Source organism: Streptomyces sp. NPDC029159 (genome assembly GCF_055564055.1).
The window spans coordinates 161,507-180,462 of sequence record NZ_JBVHWT010000007.1; the positions used below are offsets into that span (position 1 = coordinate 161,507).

17 protein-coding genes are annotated in these 18,956 nt (G+C 70.3%); 1 reads left to right on the forward strand and 16 read right to left on the reverse strand.

What is annotated here, in order from left to right; translation table 11 throughout:
- Positions 1-45: 45 nt before the first annotated feature.
- The 11 genes from ACZ4U4_RS16435 to ACZ4U4_RS16485 form a co-directional block, all read right to left on the reverse strand.
- Entirely contained in the window at positions 46-2,862 is a 2,817-nt protein-coding gene (locus tag ACZ4U4_RS16435; protein ID WP_467874597.1) for a DEAD/DEAH box helicase, read from the reverse strand.
- Positions 2,863-3,055: 193 nt separating this feature from the next.
- Positions 3,056-3,970 carry a twin-arginine translocase subunit TatC gene (gene tatC / locus ACZ4U4_RS16440; protein WP_467874599.1) on the reverse strand — a complete coding sequence of 305 codons (915 nt, stop codon included), beginning with the start codon at positions 3,968-3,970 and terminating at the stop codon, positions 3,056-3,058.
- 121 nt (positions 3,971-4,091) lie between these two features.
- Positions 4,092-4,373 (reverse strand): Sec-independent protein translocase subunit TatA, encoded by a 282-nt coding sequence (gene tatA / locus ACZ4U4_RS16445; RefSeq protein WP_467874201.1) that lies wholly within the window; start codon positions 4,371-4,373, stop codon positions 4,092-4,094.
- 203 nt (positions 4,374-4,576) lie between these two features.
- Positions 4,577-4,807, reverse strand: a complete 231-nt coding sequence (locus tag ACZ4U4_RS16450) for a hypothetical protein (protein ID WP_467874204.1) — start codon at positions 4,805-4,807, stop codon at positions 4,577-4,579.
- A gap of 50 nt (positions 4,808-4,857) precedes the next feature.
- Positions 4,858-5,115 carry a hypothetical protein gene (locus ACZ4U4_RS16455; protein ID WP_467874207.1) on the reverse strand — a complete coding sequence of 86 codons (258 nt, stop codon included), beginning with the start codon at positions 5,113-5,115 and terminating at the stop codon, positions 4,858-4,860.
- Between the two features lie 36 nt (positions 5,116-5,151).
- On the reverse strand, positions 5,152-6,102 hold the full coding sequence (locus ACZ4U4_RS16460) for a helix-turn-helix transcriptional regulator (RefSeq protein WP_391641776.1): 951 nt from the start codon (positions 6,100-6,102) through the stop codon (positions 5,152-5,154).
- Between the two features lie 13 nt (positions 6,103-6,115).
- Positions 6,116-7,099 (reverse strand): helix-turn-helix transcriptional regulator, encoded by a 984-nt coding sequence (locus tag ACZ4U4_RS16465; protein ID WP_467874211.1) that lies wholly within the window; start codon positions 7,097-7,099, stop codon positions 6,116-6,118.
- A gap of 113 nt (positions 7,100-7,212) precedes the next feature.
- Positions 7,213-7,587, reverse strand: a complete 375-nt coding sequence (locus ACZ4U4_RS16470) for an FKBP-type peptidyl-prolyl cis-trans isomerase (protein ID WP_467874214.1) — start codon at positions 7,585-7,587, stop codon at positions 7,213-7,215.
- A 57-nt stretch (positions 7,588-7,644) separates the two neighbouring features.
- Positions 7,645-8,664: an FKBP-type peptidyl-prolyl cis-trans isomerase gene (locus ACZ4U4_RS16475; RefSeq protein ID WP_467874217.1), complete on the reverse strand. Its 1,020-nt coding sequence runs from the start codon at positions 8,662-8,664 to the stop codon at positions 7,645-7,647.
- A 133-nt stretch (positions 8,665-8,797) separates the two neighbouring features.
- Entirely contained in the window at positions 8,798-10,159 is a 1,362-nt protein-coding gene (gene pafA, locus ACZ4U4_RS16480) for a Pup--protein ligase (RefSeq protein ID WP_467874220.1), read from the reverse strand.
- Between the two features lie 9 nt (positions 10,160-10,168).
- Positions 10,169-11,428 carry an MFS transporter gene (locus ACZ4U4_RS16485; protein ID WP_467874223.1) on the reverse strand — a complete coding sequence of 420 codons (1,260 nt, stop codon included), beginning with the start codon at positions 11,426-11,428 and terminating at the stop codon, positions 10,169-10,171.
- Between the two features lie 123 nt (positions 11,429-11,551).
- Here ACZ4U4_RS16485 and ACZ4U4_RS16490 point away from each other — a divergent pair, with 123 nt between their 5' ends.
- Complete coding sequence (locus ACZ4U4_RS16490; RefSeq protein WP_467874226.1) at positions 11,552-12,610, forward strand: LacI family DNA-binding transcriptional regulator; 1,059 nt, start codon at positions 11,552-11,554, stop codon at positions 12,608-12,610.
- A gap of 180 nt (positions 12,611-12,790) precedes the next feature.
- Here the strand turns inward: ACZ4U4_RS16490 and prcA are convergent, their stop codons facing one another.
- The 5 genes from prcA to arc all read right to left on the reverse strand — a co-directional run bounded on the left by prcA (position 12,791) and on the right by arc (position 18,730).
- Complete coding sequence (gene prcA, locus ACZ4U4_RS16495; RefSeq protein ID WP_467874229.1) at positions 12,791-13,603, reverse strand: proteasome subunit alpha; 813 nt, start codon at positions 13,601-13,603, stop codon at positions 12,791-12,793.
- Between the two features lie 66 nt (positions 13,604-13,669).
- Complete coding sequence (gene prcB, locus ACZ4U4_RS16500; protein WP_467874232.1) at positions 13,670-14,515, reverse strand: proteasome subunit beta; 846 nt, start codon at positions 14,513-14,515, stop codon at positions 13,670-13,672.
- A gap of 285 nt (positions 14,516-14,800) precedes the next feature.
- Positions 14,801-15,019: a ubiquitin-like protein Pup gene (locus tag ACZ4U4_RS16505; protein WP_467874235.1), complete on the reverse strand. Its 219-nt coding sequence runs from the start codon at positions 15,017-15,019 to the stop codon at positions 14,801-14,803.
- 168 nt (positions 15,020-15,187) lie between these two features.
- Entirely contained in the window at positions 15,188-16,699 is a 1,512-nt protein-coding gene (gene dop, locus ACZ4U4_RS16510; RefSeq protein WP_467874237.1) for a depupylase/deamidase Dop, read from the reverse strand.
- Between the two features lie 264 nt (positions 16,700-16,963).
- Complete coding sequence (arc, locus tag ACZ4U4_RS16515; protein ID WP_467874239.1) at positions 16,964-18,730, reverse strand: proteasome ATPase; 1,767 nt, start codon at positions 18,728-18,730, stop codon at positions 16,964-16,966.
- Between the last annotated feature and the right edge of the window lie 226 nt (positions 18,731-18,956).

The window sequence follows — 18,956 nt, forward strand, 5'->3', positions numbered from 1 at the left end:
GCGGGCGCCGCATCGTGAGCGGGCACCGCGTCGGCGCCCCCGGTCTCACCCCACCGACGAGTACGCCACCACGCCGCGCAGCACGCCGTCCACGGCCTTGCGGGCCGTGCGGGCGACGGTGCCGCCGGGCGGGGCGGCGACCGCGATCTGTCCGAGGACGTCGATCAGCTGCTTGCACCAGCGGACGAAGTCACCGGCCGGCATCTCCGCCTCCCGCAACACCTCGTCGAGGCCGAAGCCGGACGCCCAGCGGTAGGCGGCCCAGGCGAAGCCGAGATCGGGCTCCCGCTGGCCGACACCCTCCGCCTGGTTGATCTTGTGGTCCTCCTCCAGGGCGTCCAGCCGGCCCCAGATCCGCACCATCTCCGCCAGCGCGTCCCGCGCCTTGCCGGACGGCAGCTTCGGCGCCACCGCGTCGTCCGCCTGCCGCGCCTCGAAGACCAGCGCCGACGCACAGGCCGCCAGCTCCGCGGGGCCGAGCCCCTCCCAGACGCCCTCGCGCAGACACTCGCTGGCCAGCAGGTCCAACTCGCCGTAGAGCCGGGCCAGTCGGCGGCCCTCGTCCGTGACGGTGTCGGCCTCCAGGTAGTCCAGCTCGGTCAGGAGCGCGCAGATCCGGTCGAAGGTACGGGCGATGGTGTTCGTCCGCCCCTCGATCCGGCGCTCCAGCTGCCGGGTGTCCCGCAGCAGCCGGTGGTAGCGCTCCGCCCACCGGGCGTGGTCCTCACGCTCGTCGCAGCCGTGGCAGGGATGCGCCCGGATGTCCTTGCGCAGCCGTGCGATCTCACGGTCGTCGGCCGCCTCCGCACGCGGCTTGCGGTGCCGGGAGGGGACGTGATGCCCCGCCTTCGTCCGCAGCGAGGACGCCAGATCGCGGCGGGACTGCGGGCTGCGGGCGTTGAACGACTTCGGGATCCGCATCCGGTCGAGCGCCTCGACCGGCACCGGGAAGTCCATCGCCGCCAGCCGCTTGACCTGCCGCTCGGCGGTCAGCACCAGCGGCCGCGGCCCGTCCTGCACCTCGTAGCCCCGCTGCCGGTCGGTACGGCCCGAGGACATCCCCGGATCCAGCACCAGCGCGAGCCCCGCGTACTTCCCGGCCGGGACATGGATGATGTCGCCCGGCCGCAGCTTCTCCAGCGCCGCGGCCGCCGCCACCCGGCGGTGCGCCGCGCCCTGCTTGGCCAGCTCCGTCTCCCGGTCCTTCAGCTGCCGCCGCAGCCGGGAGTACTCCTCGAAATCGCCGAGGTGGCAGGTCATGGAGGCGCGGTAGCCCTCAAGACCCTCCTCGTTCTTGTGCACCTGCCGGGAGATCCCGACGACCGACCTGTCGGCCTGGAACTGCGCGAACGACATCTCCAGCAGCTCGCGCGAGCGGTGCCGCCCGAACTGCGAGACGAGGTTGACCGCCATGTTGTACGACGGCTTGAACGACGAGCGCAGCGGATACGTCCGCGTCCCGGCGAGACCGGCCAGCGCACCCGGGTTCATCCCGCGCTGCCACAGCACCACCGCATGGCCCTCGACGTCGATACCGCGGCGCCCGGCCCGCCCGGTGAGCTGCGTGAACTCGCCCGGGGTGATGTCGGCGTGCTGCTCGCCGTTCCACTTGACCAGCTTCTCCAGCACCACGGAGCGGGCCGGCATGTTGATGCCCAGCGCCAGCGTCTCGGTCGCGAAGACGGCCTTGACCAGGCCCTTCACGAACAGCTCCTCGACGACCTCCTTGAACGTCGGCAGCATCCCGGCGTGGTGGGCGGCGACACCGCGCTCCAGGCCCTCCAGCCACTCGAAGTACCCCAGCACATGGAGGTCGTCGTCGGGGATGCCCGCGGTCCGCGCCTCGACTATCCGCCGGACCTTCTCCCGGCCCTCCTGGTCGTTGAGGCGCAGCCCCGCGTGCAGACACTGCTGGACGGCCGCCTCGCAGCCCGCGCGGCTGAAGATGAAGGTGATCGCGGGCAGCAGGCCCTCGTTGTCCAGCCGGTCGATCACCTCGGGGCGGCTCGGCGTCCAGATGCGGCTGCGCTGGCGCCGCTCGCGCTCGCGGTCCGCCTCGCGCAGATTCCGGCCGCGGCGCTTGTCCCGGCCGGAGGTCGGGCGGCTGTTCTCCAGCCGGGCCAGCCGCTCCAGATCCGGGTTGACCTCCCGGCGGGCACCGCCGCGGCCCTCCCGCTCCTCGAACAGGTCGTACATCCGGCGGCCCGCGAGGACGTGCTGCCACAGCGGCACCGGCCGGTGCTCGGAGACGATCACCTCGGTGTCGCCGCGGACGGTGTCCAGCCAGTCCCCGAACTCCTCGGCGTTGGAGACCGTCGCGGAGAGCGAGACCAGCGTCACCGACTCGGGGAGATGGATGATCACCTCTTCCCAGACGGCGCCCCGGAAGCGGTCGGAGAGGTAGTGCACCTCATCCATCACCACATAGCTGAGCCCTATCAGCGTCTGTGAGCCCGCGTAGAGCATGTTCCGCAGCACCTCGGTGGTCATCACGATCACCGGTGCCTCGGCGTTGACGCTGTTGTCGCCGGTCAGCAGGCCGACCTTCTCGGGGCCGTACCGCCGCACCAGGTCCTGGTACTTCTGGTTCGACAGCGCCTTGATGGGGGTGGTGTAGAAGCATTTGCGGCCCTGGGTGAGGGCCAGATGCACGGCGAATTCGCCGACGATCGTCTTGCCGGAGCCCGTCGGAGCCGCGACCAGCACACCCTTGCCCGCCTCCAGGGCACGGCAGGCGTCGAGCTGGAACGGATCCAGGGGGAAGTCGTACATCTCACGGAAAGGGGCGAGTGCGGTGGCCTGCTCGGCCGCACGGAGCTTGGCGGCGGCATAGCGCTCAGCAGGAGACATGTCCTCGGTCATCGTGCTCACGAGCCTACCGGCCACCTCTGACACTCGACCCGGCTTTATCCGGCACCGCTCCCTCCGCGCTCCGCCCGCTCCGTGCGTACGGCAGGGTCGGCGGGGAGCGGGAACGACGAAGGCGGGGAGCCACCGGCTCCCCGCCTTCTCCCGGGCGCGCGCGAGATCATCTCCCGCGCCGCCCCGGTGGAGGTCAGGTCACATCGTCCAGCTCACCGCGGTGGCGCCGGTCGTCACCGGGTCCGCCGGCCTGCTCGGGCAGCTCGGGCACGGCACCCACCGGCTCCATCTCCCCGATCGGCTGCGGCGTCAGATCCAGGTCGGACGCCTCGTCGTCGGACGGCCCGGACTCGTCCCGGCGCCGCCGCCGGGCGTCCCGGGAGAGCGCGATCAGCACGGCGCCGAAGTACAGCACGCAGATCGGCGAGGCCAGCAGCAGCATGGTGATCGGGTCGGTGCTGGGCGTCGCTATGGCGGAGAAGACGGTGATGCCCATGATCATGCCGCGCCACCAGCCGAGCATCCGCTTGCCCGAGAGGATGCCGGCGAAGTTCAGCATCACCAGCAGCAGGGGCAGCTCGAAGGAGAGACCGAAGACGATCACCATGCGGGTGATCAGATCGAGCAGCTTGTCCAGCGTCAGCAGGTTCTCCACGCCCGCCGGGGTGAAGTCGATCAGCACCCGGGCGGTGGTCGGCAGCACCTTGTACGCGAAGTAGGCACCGGCGACGAAGAGCGGGAAGCCCACGGCGACGAAGCTCAGCGCGTACTTCTTCTCCTTGCTGTGCAGCCCGGGAGCGAGGAAGGCCCACAGCTGGTACAGCCAGACCGGCGAGGCGAGGATGACACCCGAGACGAGCGAGACCTTCAGCGCGAGGGTGAAGGGACCGAGCAGGTCCATCATCACGATGTTCGCGCAGCGGCCCGAGTGCTGTTTGGCCAGGTCGGTGAAGAGCGAATCGCAGCCGACCGTGTGCAGGATCGGTTTGGTGAAGAAGTTGATGATCGACTCGTAGAAGAACGCAGCGACGATCATCATCACGACGATCGCCAGCACGCCCTTGGCAAGGCGGTTACGCAGCTCCCGCAGGTGCTCCACGAGCGGCATACGCCCCTCGGGATCCTTCTCCCGCTTCTGCTTCTTGGGGACGGACTTGCGCACCCCTCGTCCTCATCTCATCCGGTGGGGGCGGCCGGATCCGCCACCCGGTCAGGGCCCTCGGTCTGCGCTACGCGGTGCGGTCGGTCTCGGTGACCGGACGCGCGCTGTTCACATCACCGGGTGCGGCCTTGATCGTCCGGGGTGCGGCCTGGGTGTCGTCCTGCGGCGGGTCGGCGGGGGCGGCGTCCTTCTGGGCGCTCTCCGACTTCATCGCCTTCGCCTCGCTCTTGAGGATGCGGGCGGACTTACCGAGTGAGCGGGCCATGTCGGGAAGCTTCTTGGCACCGAACAGCACGACCACGATGACCAGGAGCAGTACGAGCTCGGGCCAACCGATCTTTCCAAACATAAGCGAATACCTTCTCACCGAGGCGGCTGAGGATGGGACTACCTGACTTGGCCGGACATCCGTCCGTCCGCCGTGCTCGAGCGATCGTAACGCTCACCGGTGAACGCCGGGCAACCCCCGTGCGCACTCCCGGACACGTGCACACCACGCCCGTCGGACCCGCGCTCCAGCCTACCGTCCCCGGGCACGGCGCCGACGTCGCGTCAACCCCTGTTCTCCCCTGATCCCGGTTCCCCGGCGGCGGACCGGCCGGCCCGGGCCGCCAGCGGCGTGGCCGCCCGCTCCAGATCCCGCGCGGCCCGCTGGATCCGCTCCGACGCGGCCCCCACCTGCCCGGCCAGCCGCCGCACCTCGATGAAGACGCGGAGGGCGAGCACCCCGAGCACGGCGATGCCGAGGAAGCCGAGGACGACAGCGATCATGGGCCAGAGCATGGGACGAGCCTAACGGTGACGCGGAACCACACCGTCCACGGGCGGCCCGGTCAGCCGGTGTGCAGCCGCAGGGTGCGCACCCCGCCGCCGGTGAGCAGCTCCACGATCCGCTCCCCCGCCGGGCGGCGCACCGCGCGCCCGCAGTCGGGGCAGGTGAAGGAGTAGAACGTGGTGCGCCGGCTGCCCCCTATGGCCAGCCGGAAGGCGTCCGACGCCAGCTCGAACCGGCCCCGGCAGTCGGGGCACGCCGCCTTGAAGAACACCGGGGCGGGCGCTTCCGCCAGGGTGCCGGTCGCCGTCGTCGTCATCCTTCGCTGCCTCTCCTCACGGTGACAGGGGCGCGCTCACTCGCCGTACGCGGCGAGCGCCTCGGTGGCGGCGCGCCGTGCGCTGTCGGCCAGCTCCCGCGGGGCGGTGATCCGCCCGTCGCGGCCGAGCCGCAGTGCCAGGCGGCGCAGTGACGCGGGGTCGGGGGTGCGCAGGGTGATCCGCAGCCCGCCGTCCGGCAGCTCCTCGGCGCTGTCGTGCGGGTAGTACTCGGCGACCCAGCGGCCGCCGGGCCCGACCTCGATGCACACCTCGGGGTCCTCGGCCGCGGGCTGGACCAGCCCCTCGGAGAGGTCGCGCAGCTCGACGGGGGGCGGGTCGGCGGGCGCGTCCAGCAGCCTGATCTCCGCGACCCGGTCGAGGCGGAAGGTCCGCCGGGCCTCGGAGAGACGGCACCACGCCTCCATGTAGGTGTGGCCGACGGCGAAGAGGCGGATCGGGTCCACCTCACGCTCGGTCAGCTCGTCGCGGGCCGGGGAGTAGTAGCGCAGCCACAGACGGCGGCGCTCGGCGATGGCCCGGTCCACGTCGGCGAAGACGCCGCCCTCGGACTCGAAGGTCACCGACACCCGCGAGCTGGCCCCGGCCGCCTCGCCCGCCGCGGCCTCCAGCTTCGCGGTGGCCCGCAGCAGCGCCTGCCGGTCGCCCTCGCGCAGCCCCGGCAGGGTCGCCACGGCGCGCGCCGCGACCAGCAGCGCGGTGGCCTCGTCGGCGGCGAGCCGCAGCGGGGCGGCGACGTCGTCGGGGTTGTGCCACCAGATGCGGTCGCCGTCGGTGTCGATGTCGAGGAGGTCGCCGCCGCGGAAGCTCGTCCCGCACATGGGCAGGACGTCGAGGTCGGCGATCAGCTCGTCCTCGGTAATGCCGAAGGCGCGGGCCACGTCGCTGACGCGGGCGCCGGGGCGCTCGCGCAGATATGTCACCAGGGACAGCATCCGGCGGGTCTGGTCGATCGCGTTCGTCGCCACGGTGTCCGTCTCCTCAGCCCTTGGCCACGGCGCGCAGCCGGTCGATGACGTCCGCACGCAGCTCGGCCGGCTCCAGCACCACCACGTCGGGTCCGAACTCCACGAGCCAGGCGTCGAGCCCACGTCCGTTCGGGATCTCCAACTCGTCCCAGCCGTCGCCCAGCTCACGGACGGTCAGGGCGCGGGCCCGCAGCGGGTAGCCGTGGCCGGCGCGCAGCCGGATCCGGGCGGTGCCGGTCGCGGTCTCCCCCGCCCAGACCTCGACGGTCTCGCGGACGGTGACGTGGTCGGGCACCGGCGCGGTGAAGGCGCCCTGCCGGGAGCGGACCTTGCCGGTGATCCGGGAGAGCCGGAAGACGCGTTCGGCGTGGCGGTCGCGGTCCCAGCCGGCGAGGTACCAGTGGCCGCGCCAGCACTCCAGGATCCACGGCTCGACCTGGCGGCGCTCGGGGTGGGCGGCGTTGGACTTGCGGTAGTCGAAGACGACCGGGCGGCGGTCGCGGCAGGCCAGCATCAGCGGTTCGAAGGCGGCCTCGTGGGCGGGGATGCGCGGCTCCAGCGCGCTGTGCGGGGTGTCGACGGCGTCACCGCCGGCGGCCTCCGGCATCCCGGCGGCGCGCAGCTTCTGCAGGGCGCCGCTGGCCGCACCGGCCAGCCGGGCCTGCTGCCAGATCTTGGCGGCGAGTCCGAGGGCCGCGGCCTCCTCGGCGTCCAGGGTGATCGGCGGGAGGCGGTTGCTGTCGCGGCGGGCGAGGTAGCCGACGTCGCCCTCCAGGCCCTCGACGGTCTCGATCACCAGGCCCAGCTCGCGGAGGTCGTCCTTGTCCCGCTCGAACATGCGGTTGAACGACTCGTCGTGGCCGCCGTCGTCGCCCTTGCCGAACGACTCGACGTACGCCTCGATCGACGACCGCAGTTCGCGCTTGGTCAGCGGACGACGGGTACCCAGCAGGCACAGCGCCAGGTTCATCAGCCGCTCGGCCTTGGCAATCGCCATCGGCGCCCTTTCTCGTGGAACTCCCGATCCGTGACCGTACCGCCACGGGCGCCCGGGGCAAAAGCCGAGGGCCCGTGCGCTACGGCACGGGCCCTGGCGGGTGCGGCGTGGTCTCAGACGGAGACCAGGTCGCAGACGAAGATCAGCGTCTCGCCGGGGGCGATGCGGCCGCCGCCGGCGCCGCGGTCGCCGTACGCGAGGTGCGCGGGGATGGTGAGCCGGCGGCGACCGCCGACCTTCATGCCCTGCACGCCCTTGTCCCAGCCGGCGATGACCTGGCCGGCACCGAGCTGGAACTGCAGCGGGGTGCCGCGGTTCCAGCTGGCGTCGAACTCCTCGCCGGTGCTGAAGGAGACACCCACGTAGTGGACCTTGACGTTGTCCCCAGCCTTGGCGACCGGCCCGTCACCCTCCCACAGGTCCACGATCTCCAGATCGGTGGGAGCCGGGCCCTCGGGGAAGTCGATCTCGGGCTTGTCGATGCTCACGGATGTGCTCCTACGTGTGTTTCCTTGCGATGGCCGCGTCAGTCTCGCAGACCGTGATCAGAACGCGTCGACGATGTCGACGGAGAAGACCAGGGTGTTCTTGGCGAGCTCGGACTGCGGGTCGGCACCGTAACCCAGCTTCGGCGGAATCACGATTTCGACGCGGTCGCCCACGTGCTTGCCGACCAGCGCGTCGTCCCAGCCCTTGATGACCGAGCCGGTGCCGATCTGGAAGGTCGTGGCGCCGCCGTGGTCCCAGGAGGAGTCGAACTTCTTGCCGTCCTCCCACTTCACGCCGGTGTACTGGGCGACGAGCGCATCGCCCTTCTTGACCTCCTTGCCCTTCCCCTTGACCAGCACCTGCTGCTTCAGGTCGGCGGGGGCCTTCTCCCCCTTGGGCACGGTGATCGTGGCGGCCTTCTCGCCCTCGGCCTTCACCTCGGGCATACCGTCCTCGGGCTTGGCCTGCTCGCCCTCGGCCTTGGCCTTCTTGTCGACCTTCTTGGCCCCGGCGATGTCGACGACGTACACCATGCCGTCGTCGGGCTTGAGCTGGGAGCCCTGCGGCACGTCGCCGATGAACGCCTTGACGGTGCCCTCGACCTGGACGCGGCTGCCCGCCTTCTTGCCCTTGAGCGCCTCCAGCACCTTGACCGGCACCGGCAGCTGCCGCTGCATCTGCGGCAGCTGGTCGTTCATCTCGACGACGATCTGGTGCCGCGCGTCACCCTTGGCGACCTTGCCGCCCTTGGCGTCCTTGCCCGGGCCGGGCGGGATCTCCCAGCTGCTGCCGAGGCTCTGCCCCTTCACCATCTTGCCCTCGTAGTCGACGCGCACGGTGGTGCCGTCGCCGACCTTCTCGCCGTCGCCCTCGACCAGGGTCTTGGTGACGAGATCGGGCGCGACCTTGGCGTTCTTGGAGACCTTGATCGCGGGTTCGTCGCCCACCTTGCCCTGGACATCGGCGACCGTCTTGCCCGCGTCCTTGTCGTCGGACCCGCAGGCGGCGGTGAACAGCAGAAGGGGCACGGTCAGCGCGGCGGCGGCAGCGCGACGGGTGTTTTTCGTGAGGTTCATCAGTCCCACTCGGGATCGGGGGGTGGTGGCCAGTCCCGCCACTCTACGACCTGAGATCCACCGCGGTTCCCGTTCGAACACGGCAAAGTGCCGGGAGCCACACGGGCTCCCGGCACTCCGTTCCCGGACGCGCTCACATTCCGGCGATCAGCTTCTCCACCCGGTCGTCCACCGAACGGAACGGGTCCTTGCACAGCACCGTCCGCTGCGCCTGGTCGTTCAGCTTGAGATGCACCCAGTCCACCGTGAAATCGCGGCGCTGTTCCTGGGCCCGGCGGATGAAATCGCCGCGCAACCGCGCGCGGGTGGTCTGCGGCGGCACCGATTTGCCTTCGAAGATCTTCAGATCGTCGCAGATCCGCGCCGCCTGCCCCTTCCGCTCCAGGAGGTAGTAGAGCCCCCGGCGGCGGTGGATGTCGTGGTACGCGAGGTCTATCTGCGCGACCCTGGGATGCGACATGGTGATGTTGTTCTTGGCGCGGTACCGCTCGATGAGCTGATGTTTCATCACCCAGTCGATCTCGGTCGCGACGCGGTCGAGTTCCTGCTCACGGATTGCGCCGAGGGTACGGCCCCACAACTCCAGTACGCGTTCGACGGTGCCGGTACGGATTCCGCGGCGGTCGCAGAAATCCACCGCCTTTTCGTAATACTCCTGCTGGACCTCGAGCGCCGACGCCTCCCGCCCGCTGGCGAGGCGGACCTTGCGCTGACCGGTGATGTCGTGGCTGACCTCGCGGATCGCCCGGATGGGGTTCTCCAGCGTCAGATCCCGCATGACGGTGCCCGCTTCGATCATCCGCAGCACGAGATCGGTGGCGCCGACCTTGAGCAGCATCGTCGTCTCGGACATGTTGGAGTCGCCGACGATGACGTGCAGGCGGCGGTAGCGCTCGGCGTCGGCGTGCGGTTCGTCGCGGGTGTTGATGATCGGACGCGAACGGGTCGTCGCGGACGAGACGCCCTCCCAGATGTGCTCCGCGCGCTGACTGACGCAGTAAACGGCGCCGCGCGGGGTCTGCAGCACCTTTCCCGCGCCGCACAGCAACTGCCGGGTGACGAGGAAGGGAATGAGGATGTCCGCGAGCCGGGAGAACTCCCCGTGGCGGGCGACGAGATAGTTCTCGTGGCAGCCGTAGGAGTTGCCCGCCGAATCGGTGTTGTTCTTGAAGAGATAGACGTCGCCCGCGATTCCCTCCTCGTGCAGGCGGCGTTCGGCGTCGACGAGAAGACCTTCGAGAATGCGCTCGCCTGCTTTGTCGTGGGTGATGAGTTCCGTCACGTTGTCGCACTCGGGGGTTGCGTATTCCGGGTGCGATCCCACGTCGAGGTACAGGCGGGCGCCGTTCCGCAGGAAGACATTGCTGCTGCGGCCCCATGACACGACACGGCGGAAGAGGTACCGCGCCACTTCGTCAGGCGACAGTCGGCGCTGTCCCCTGAACGTGCACGTGACGCCGTACTCGTTCTCCAGCCCGAAAATGCGGCGGTCCATGACTGAACATTACGCCTGACGGCCTGCTCTGAAACCGGGTTCGACAGCCCCGTTGCGATCAATTTCCGCCGGGAGCACGACCTCCTTCGGCCGTACGGGATCTCCCAGGAAGCGCTTCGTGACCACCAGGACCAGCAGCGCGGCGATGCCGCCGGCCCCCGCGACGGCGAACCCGGCGGCCGCTCCCCCACGCTCCACCGCGGGCCCCACCACCGAGGCGCCGAGCGCCGAACCGACCCCGAAGGTCGTCACCAGCCAGGAGAACGCCTCGGTGACCGTGCCCTGGGGCGCATGCCGGTCCACGACGATGAACGCGCAGGCCAGCGCGGGCGCCAGGAACACCCCGGCGACGCCCGTCAACGCCGTCATCCCGACCACGCCGGGGACGAGCACCAGCGGCAGATACCCCAGCGCCAGCAGCCCGACGAGCAGCCGCAGCCGCCCCTCGGGCCGTCCGGGCCACTCGCGCGCTCCGTAGACGACACCGCCGGCCAGCGCCCCGGCACCGAGCGCGGAGAGGAGATAGCTGGAGACCATGCCGCCGCCGTGCTCGTCGGCGTAGGCGACCGCGGCCACCGCGATGGAGCCGAGCGCCAGCCCGACGAAGAAGAACGCGCCGATCAGCACCAGCATCCCCGCCGAGCGCAGCGCGCCCAGCCAGTGCGCCTCCCGCGGTTCGCTACGCCACTGCCGCGACGGCGGCGACACCACGACGGAGAGCGCGCCGAGCACCCCGACGGCGTTGATGAGCAGCAGCGCGACCCGCTCCGACCGGGCGGCCACACACACCGTCACCAGCAGCGGTCCGACCGCGAACATCACCTCCTGCGCCACCGCGTCCAGCGCGTACGCACTGTGCACCTTCTCGGGGCGCTTGAGCACCGTGGGCCACAGCGCCCGCAGCCCGCCCTCCAGCGGCGGCGTGAAGAGACCGGCGATCACCATCGCGGCGCAGGCGAGCGGCAGTGAACGCAGCCCGACGGCGGCCAGCAGCGCCATGCCCAGCGCGGAGACCACCGCGGCGGGCAGCATCACGCGCGGCTGTCCGTGGAGGTCGACGGCGCGGCCCAGCAGCGGCTGGCCGATGGCGGTGCAGACGCCGTAGACGGCGGAGAGCACGCCGGCCAGGGCGTAGCTGCCGCCTTCGGCGCGGATGAAGAGCACCACGGCCAGGGCGGCGGTGGCGTTCGGCAGCCGTCCGACCAGGGTGCCGGTCAGCAGCCGGACCGCATGCCTGGTCCGCAGCAGCTCCGCATATCCCGCGGCCATGCCGCCCCTTTCCCGTCCGGCGCCAAGGGTCGGACATGATACGTATAACTTCCGGCGTCATACGTATCATGTCGGCACCCGCGGGTCCAGGCCGCCCGCTCGACCGCCAGGAGGAAACCGCCGGTGAGCAGCAACGACGCGACACGACCGGCGGCGACCGACGCGGGAGGGGCCACCGGAACAGCCCGTGTCACCAGCCGGGACGTGGCTCGCGCCGCCGGGGTCTCGCAGGCGGCCGTCTCGCTCGTGCTGGGGGACAAATGGCGCGGCCGGGTCTCGGCCGCCAAGGCCGAATCGGTGCGCACCGCCGCCCGCGACCTCGGCTACCGCCCCAACCTCGCCGCCCGCAGCCTGCGCACCGGCCGCACCCGCACCGCACTGCTCGTCGTCCCCGCGCTCACCACCGAGTTCTTCGCGCGGGTGCACACGGGCGCCACCCGCACCGCCGCGGAGGCGGGGTTCGGCGTGGTGCTCTACCCCTCCCCCGAGGGCATCGGCCCGGCCCCCGACCCGTTCGGCTCGGCGCGCACCAGCCTCGACGGCGTGATCGCCTCCTCCATGGCCGTGGACGCGCTCGCCGCACTCCACGGCGCCGGGCTCCCGCTGGTCATGCTGGACAACGACCCGGCCGACGACCGCGCCGCCGCGACCGTCAACGTCGACATCGCCGGCGGTGCCCGCCAGGTGGCCGCGCATCTGCTCGCCCTCGGCCACCGCCGCATCGGCCATCTCGCTGCCGACGTCGACTCCTGGACCTTCGCGGAACGCGGCCGCGCGCTGGCCGAGGCGTTCGCCGCGGCGCCGGGCACCACGGTGCGCCGGGTACCGGCCGCCCTCTCCGTCGCCGCGGGCCTGACCGCCGCGCACACCGCGCTGACCGGCCCCGAACCCCGTCCGACGGCGCTGATCTGCGACGACGACGTGGTGGCCGCCGGTGCCTGCAAGGCGGTACGGCGGCTGGGCCTGCGGGTGCCGGAGGACGTCTCGGTCACCGGCTTCGACGATCTGGCGCTGGCGATGGCCGTCGAACCGGAGCTGACGACCGTACGGCTGCCCGCCGAGGAGTTCGGCGCCGCCGGGATGCGGGCCCTGCTGGACGCCCTCGACGGCCACCGGCCGGCCGCCCGCACCTTGCCGGTCGACCTCGTCACCCGCGGCTCGACGGGACCGGCTCCGGAATAGGGCCCGGGCGGAGGGAAGGAGCCGGGGCGGAGTGGCGGCCGGTCACCCGACGGGACCGGCACGGGCGTACCGGGCGCCCCGGCAGGCACACCGGCTTCTCGCCACGACGCGGTGCGCCCCGGCGGGATGTTCCCACCGGGGCGCATCGACCGGGCCGGGCCCGGGTGCCGTGCGGCGCGGTCAGGCGTCGCCCTTCGGCTTCTGCTCCTTCTCCGCGCCGTCGGACGCGTCCTTCTCGGCGTCCGGCGCCGCGGAATCCGCCGTGCCGTCGGCGTCCCCGGAGGTGTCCGCCGCGGACTCGTCCAGCAGCCGGGAGAGCTGGCTGCCGAGGATCCGCTTGAATTTGCGCTGCTGGGGGCGGGTGCGGTCGAGCGTGGCGACCTCCAGCTGCTCGGCGGTGAGGGTGCGCTCGCCGCCGTTGTTGTCCCGCGACAGCGAGTCCACGGCGAGCTTCAGCGCCTCGCCCAGCGTCATGCCGTCGCGGTGGCGCTGGTCGAGGTAGCTGCTGATCTGGTCGGCGTTGCCGCCCACCGCGACCGAACCGTGTTCGTCGACGATCGAGCCGTCGTGCGGAAGCCGGTAGATCTGGTCGTCCTCGGGGGCCTCCCCGACCTCGGCGACGATCAGCTCGACCTCGTACGGCTTCTCGGCGGCGCTGGAGAAGATCGTGCCCAGCGTCTGGGCGTAGACGTTCGCGAGGCCGCGCGCGGTCACGTCCGCACGGTCGTAGGTGTAGCCGCGCAGGTCGGCGTAGCGCACCCCGCCGATCCGCAGATTCTCGAACTCGTTGTACTTGCCGACCGCCGCGAAGGCGATGCGGTCATAGATCTCGCTGACCTTGTGCAGGGCCCGGGAGGGATTCTCGGCGACGAAGACCACGCCGTCGGCGTACTGCAGCACCACGACGCTGCGGCCGCGGGCGATGCCCTTGCGGGCGTACTCGGCGCGGTCGGCCATGGCCTGCTGGGGTGAGACATAAAACGGCGTCGACACCGGTTATCCGTCCCTTTCTGTCAATGGCTCTCTCACTGGCACGCGCATCCGCCGGCCGTCCTTCCCTCAGAGCAGCGCGGCACGGGGACCTTCGGGCTCCTCCAGCCGGCGCTCGTAGACGGCGCGGGCGATCTCCGCGACCTCGGCGTCGGCGAACCTCTTGAAGCCCTCGTCGGTGATCACCGTGACGATGGGGTAGATCCGCCGGCCCATGTCGGGCCCGCCGGTCGCCGAGTCGTCGTCCGCCGCGTCGTAGAGCGCCTGGACGACGGCGGTGGCGGCCTGATGCTCCGTGAAGTCGTCGCGGTAGAGCTTCTTGAGGGCACCGCGGGCGAAGACGGAGCCGGAGCCCGTGGAGGCGTAGCCGTGCTCCTCGGAGCGGCCGCCGGTCACGTCGTAGGAGAAGATGCGGCCCTTGGCGCGGTCGACGTCCCATCCGGCGAAGAGCGGCACCACGGCGAGGCCCTGCATGGCCATGCCGAGATTGCCCCGGATCATCGTGGAGAGGCGGTTCGCCTTGCCCTCCAGGGAGAGCTGCGCGCCCTCCACCTTCTCGAAGTGCTCCAGCTCCAGCTGGAACAGCTTGACCATCTCCACGGCCAGCCCGGCGGTGCCGGCGATGCCGACCGCGGAGTACTCGTCGGCCGGGAAGACCTTCTCGATGTCGCGCTGGGCGATGACGTTGCCCATCGTGGCTCGCCGGTCACCGGCGAGCACCACACCGCCCGGGAACGACGCGGCGACGATGGTCGTACCGTGCGGCGCCTCGATGGCGCCCTGGACCTGCGGCAGCGGGCGGCTGCCCGGCAGCAGGTCGGGGGCGTGGTCCCCGAGGAAGTCCATGAACGACGAGGATCCAGGCGTCAGGAAGGCAGCTGGTAGACGCCCGGTGTTACGGGTGTTGGCTTCCACACGTTTCCTTCCGGATACTCGGCCGGCCGCCTCGGGGCGACGGGCCGCTGCTTGACTGTCCCAGGCTGCGGTGCAGCTGAAGCACTGTACGACCGGGACCCTACCCGCCCCGCGGGCGTGATCCACATGGGTGGTGGAACCGGGCTCCCGGCCGCACGGCCCGCGCGCCCGCCGGAGGCTGACGGGCCGCCACGGCGCACCGCCTGCCGGGGCCGGGACGCGCCGGCCCTGGCCGGTGGTGCCACGCGGGACACCACCGGCGCCGTGCCCGGATCCGCGCTGCGGCTACTCCCCGCCCTTCTGGACGAAGCTCCGCACGAAGTCCTCGGCGTTCTCCTCCAGGACGTCGTCGATCTCGTCCAGCACCGAATCGACGTCGTCCGACAGCTTCTCCTGGCGTTCCTTGAGATCGTCGGAGGTCTCCGCGTTCTGCGTCTGCTCCTCGACCTCTTCGGTGGAACGCGTGGCCTTCTGCTGACCGCCGCCGCTGTCCTTGGTCGCCATTACCCTCACCCCGCTCGGTTCGGCCCCGCTCGATGTGACTTTCAAGATCCGACCCTACAAGGCCCCTCTGACATCGGCCCTGCTCTTGATGCAACGTCCGGGGGACACCCCGATCATTCCCGGCGCGCGCCCCTTTCAGCCGCGATTCGGTGGTGAATCCGTGGCGGTTCAGCGGCCGGAAAGCGCCCTCACCAGGTCCTCCGCCGTACGGCAGCGGTCCAGCAGATCCTTGACGTGCTCCCGGGTGCCGCGCAGCGGCTCCAGCGTCGGTACCCGTTGCAGGGAGTCCCGCCCGGGCAGGTCGAAGATCACCGAGTCCCAGGAGGCGGCCGCGACGTCGTCGGCGTACTGCTCCAGGCAGCGGCCGCGGAAGTACGCCCGGGTGTCCTCGGGCGGCTCGATACCGGCCCGGACGACCTCGGCCTCGTCCAGCAGCCGGGTCATCTTGCCGCGGGCGGCGAGGCGGTTGTAGAGCCCCTTCTCGGGGCGGACGTCGGCGTACTGCAGGTCGACGAGGTGGAGGCGGGCGGCGTCCCAGTCCAGGCCGTCGCGGCGGCGGTAGCCCTCCATCAGCTCGCGCTTGGCCACCCAGTCCAGCTCGCCGGAGAGGCTCATCGGGTCGTTCTCCAGCCGCCCCAGGACGTCCTCCCAGCGCCCGAGCACGTCCTTGGTCTGTTCGTCCGCGTCCGCGCCGTAGCGGTCCTCGACGTATTTGCGGGCCAGCTCGTAGTACTCCATCTGAAGCTGTACGGCGGTGAGCGTACGGCCGCTGCGGAGCGTGACCAGGTGGTGCAGACCGGGGTCGTGCGAGACCTGGTGGAGGGTGCGGACCGGCTGGTCGACGGCGAGATCGACGGCGATGAAGCCGTCCTCGATCATGGACAGGACCAGCGCGGTGGTGCCCAGCTTGAGGTAGGTCGAGATCTCGGAGAGGTTGGCGTCGCCGATGATGACGTGCAGGCGGCGGTATTTCTCGGCGTCCGAATGGGGTTCGTCGCGGGTGTTGATGATCGGGCGCTTGAGCGTCGTCTCCAGCCCGACCTCGACCTCGAAGTAGTCGGCGCGCTGACTGATCTGGAAGCCGTGGTCCCGGCCGTCCTGGCCGATGCCGACCCGGCCCGCGCCCGTGACGACCTGCCGCGAGACGAAGAACGGGGTCAGGTGCCGCACGATGTCCGAGAACGGCGTCTCCCGCTTCATCAGGTAGTTCTCGTGTGTGCCGTAGGAGGCGCCCTTGTTGTCGGTGTTGTTCTTGTAGAGGTGGATCGGCTGGGCGCCGGGGACCTGCGCGGCCCGCTCCGCCGCCTCGGCCATGATCCGCTCGCCGGCCTTGTCCCAGAGCACCGCGTCCCGCGGGTTGGTGATCTCGGGCGAGCTGTACTCGGGGTGCGCATGGTCGACGTAGAGGCGCGCGCCGTTGGTGAGGATCACATTGGCGAGGCCGATGTCCTCGTCGGTGAGCTGACTGGAGTCGGCGGCCTCACGGGCGAGGTCGAAGCCGCGGGCATCCCGCAGCGGATTCTCCTCCTCGAAATCCCAGCGGGCACGGCGTGCCCGGTGCATCGCCGCCGCATAGGCATTGACGACCTGGGACGAGGTGAGCATGGCATTGGCATTGGGGTGACCGGGGACGGAAATTCCGTACTCCGTCTCGATTCCCATTACTCGCCGTACGGTCATGCGGCCCTCCTTGCCCGGCGGCGCCCCCGGATGGGGTCGGCGCTCAAGTACCGCTGCGCTTCCGATCCGCGTGTGCTCCCCGCATCCGTACCGTGTGACGCGGCGGTACCCCTGAGCCTAGAGCGCCATTGCGGTACTGGGGAGATCATGACAGTCATTGCTCCATTCGGATTCCTGCCGCACGGCTTTTTGGGGCCACTTTCGGCCCCAAAAAGCATCCGGCTGCGGACGCCCCGTGCAGGACATCCGCAGCCGGAGCGCGGTTTACAGGTATTGGCCGGTATTGGCGACCGTGTCGATGGAGCGGCCGGTGTCCGCGCCCTGCTTTCCGGTGACCAGCGTGCGGATGTAGACGATCCGCTCGCCCTTCTTTCCGGAGATACGGGCCCAGTCGTCCGGGTTGGTGGTGTTGGGCAGGTCTTCGTTCTCCTTGAACTCGTCCACGCACGCCTGGAGGAGGTGGGAGACCCGAAGGCCCTTCTGCTCGTGTTCGAGGAAAGCCTTGATGGCCATCTTCTTCGCACGGCCGACGATGTTCTCGATCATCGCGCCGGAGTTGAAATCCTTGAAGTAGAGGACTTCCTTGTCACCGTTGGCGTAGGTGACCTCCAGGAAGCGGTTCTCCTCGGATTCCGCGTACATCTGCTCGACGACCGACTGGATCATGCCGCTGACCGCGGCCTTCCGGGAGCCGCCGTGCTCGGCGAGGTCGTCGGTGTGCAGCGGCAGGCGCTCGGTGAGGTACTTGGAGAAGATGTCCTTGGCCGCCTCGGCGTCCGGGCGCTCGATCTTGATCTTCACATCGAGCCGTCCCGGGCGGAGGATCGCCGGGTCGATCATGTCCTCGCGGTTCGAGGCGCCGATGACGATGACGTTCTCCAGGCCCTCCACACCGTCGATCTCGGAGAGCAGCTGCGGGACGATGGTGTTCTCCACGTCCGAGCTGACGCCGGAGCCGCGGGTGCGGAAGAGGGAGTCCATCTCGTCGAAGAAGACGATGACGGGGGTGCCCTCGCCGGCCTTCTCGCGGGCCCGCTGGAAGACCAGCCGGATGTGGCGCTCCGTCTCGCCGACGTACTTGTTGAGCAGCTCGGGGCCCTTGATGTTGAGGAAGAAGCTCTTCCCCGCGGGCTGCCCGGTCACCTCGGCGACCTTCTTGGCGAGGGAGTTGGCGACCGCCTTGGCGATGAGCGTCTTGCCGCAGCCGGGCGGGCCGTAGAGCAAGACGCCCTTGGGCGGGCGGAGTTCGTGCTCCTTGAAGAGGTCGGGGTAGAGGTAGGGCAGCTCGACCGCATCCCGGATCAGCTCGATCTGGCCGCCCAGACCGCCGATCTTGTTGTAGTCGATGTCCGGGACCTCTTCGAGGACCAGCTCCTCGACCTCGCTCTTGGGAATGACTTCGTAGACGTAGCCGGAGCGCGGTTCGAGGAGGAGGGCGTCGCCGGGGCGGATGGTCGTGTCCAGCAGCGGCTCGGCGAGCCGCACCACCCGCTCCTCGTCGGTGTGCCCGACCACCAGGGCGCGCTCGCCGTCCTCCAGGATCTCCTTGAGGGTGACGATGTCCCCGGCGCTCTCGAACTCCATGGCCTCGACCACGTTGAGCGCCTCGTTGAGCATGACCTCCTGGCCACGCCGGAGACCGTCCGTCTCCACGCTGGGGCTGACATTCACCCGGAGCTTGCGGCCGCCGGTGAAAATATCGACCGTGTCGTCCTCATTGGCCTGCAGAAAGACACCGAAGCCGGCCGGCGGCTGGGCGAGCCGGTCGACCTCCTCCTTGAGGGCGACGATCTGGTCGCGCGCCTCGCGCAGCGTATTCGCGAGGCGTTCGTTCTGCGCGGAAACGCCGGCCAGATTGGTCTGCAGCTCGACGATCCGCTCTTCGAGAATCCTCGTATGCCGCGGAGAGTCGGCGAGCTTACGTCGCAGGACGGCGATCTCCTGCTCAAGATAGGCAACCTGACCGGCGGGATCCTCGGACCCCCGCCCCGGCCGGATGCCGCGGTTGATGTCGTCGTCGTGGGCTGCCACGGTCCTCACCTCCTCCAAGGGGAGCTGGACGCTTCCTGACCCTACCTGGGCGGGTGCGGGTTGAAACCCCTAGATCGAAAAGACGGTCGGGGCGTGTCCGATCTTCACCCTTGCGCACGTCCGCTCACCAAGGGAATACCCACCGAACAACATCGGAAAGCGACCGGTTGTATCGTCGGGACGGTCAACACCCGTCAGGGCTGGCGCCACTTAGACAAAAATGCTT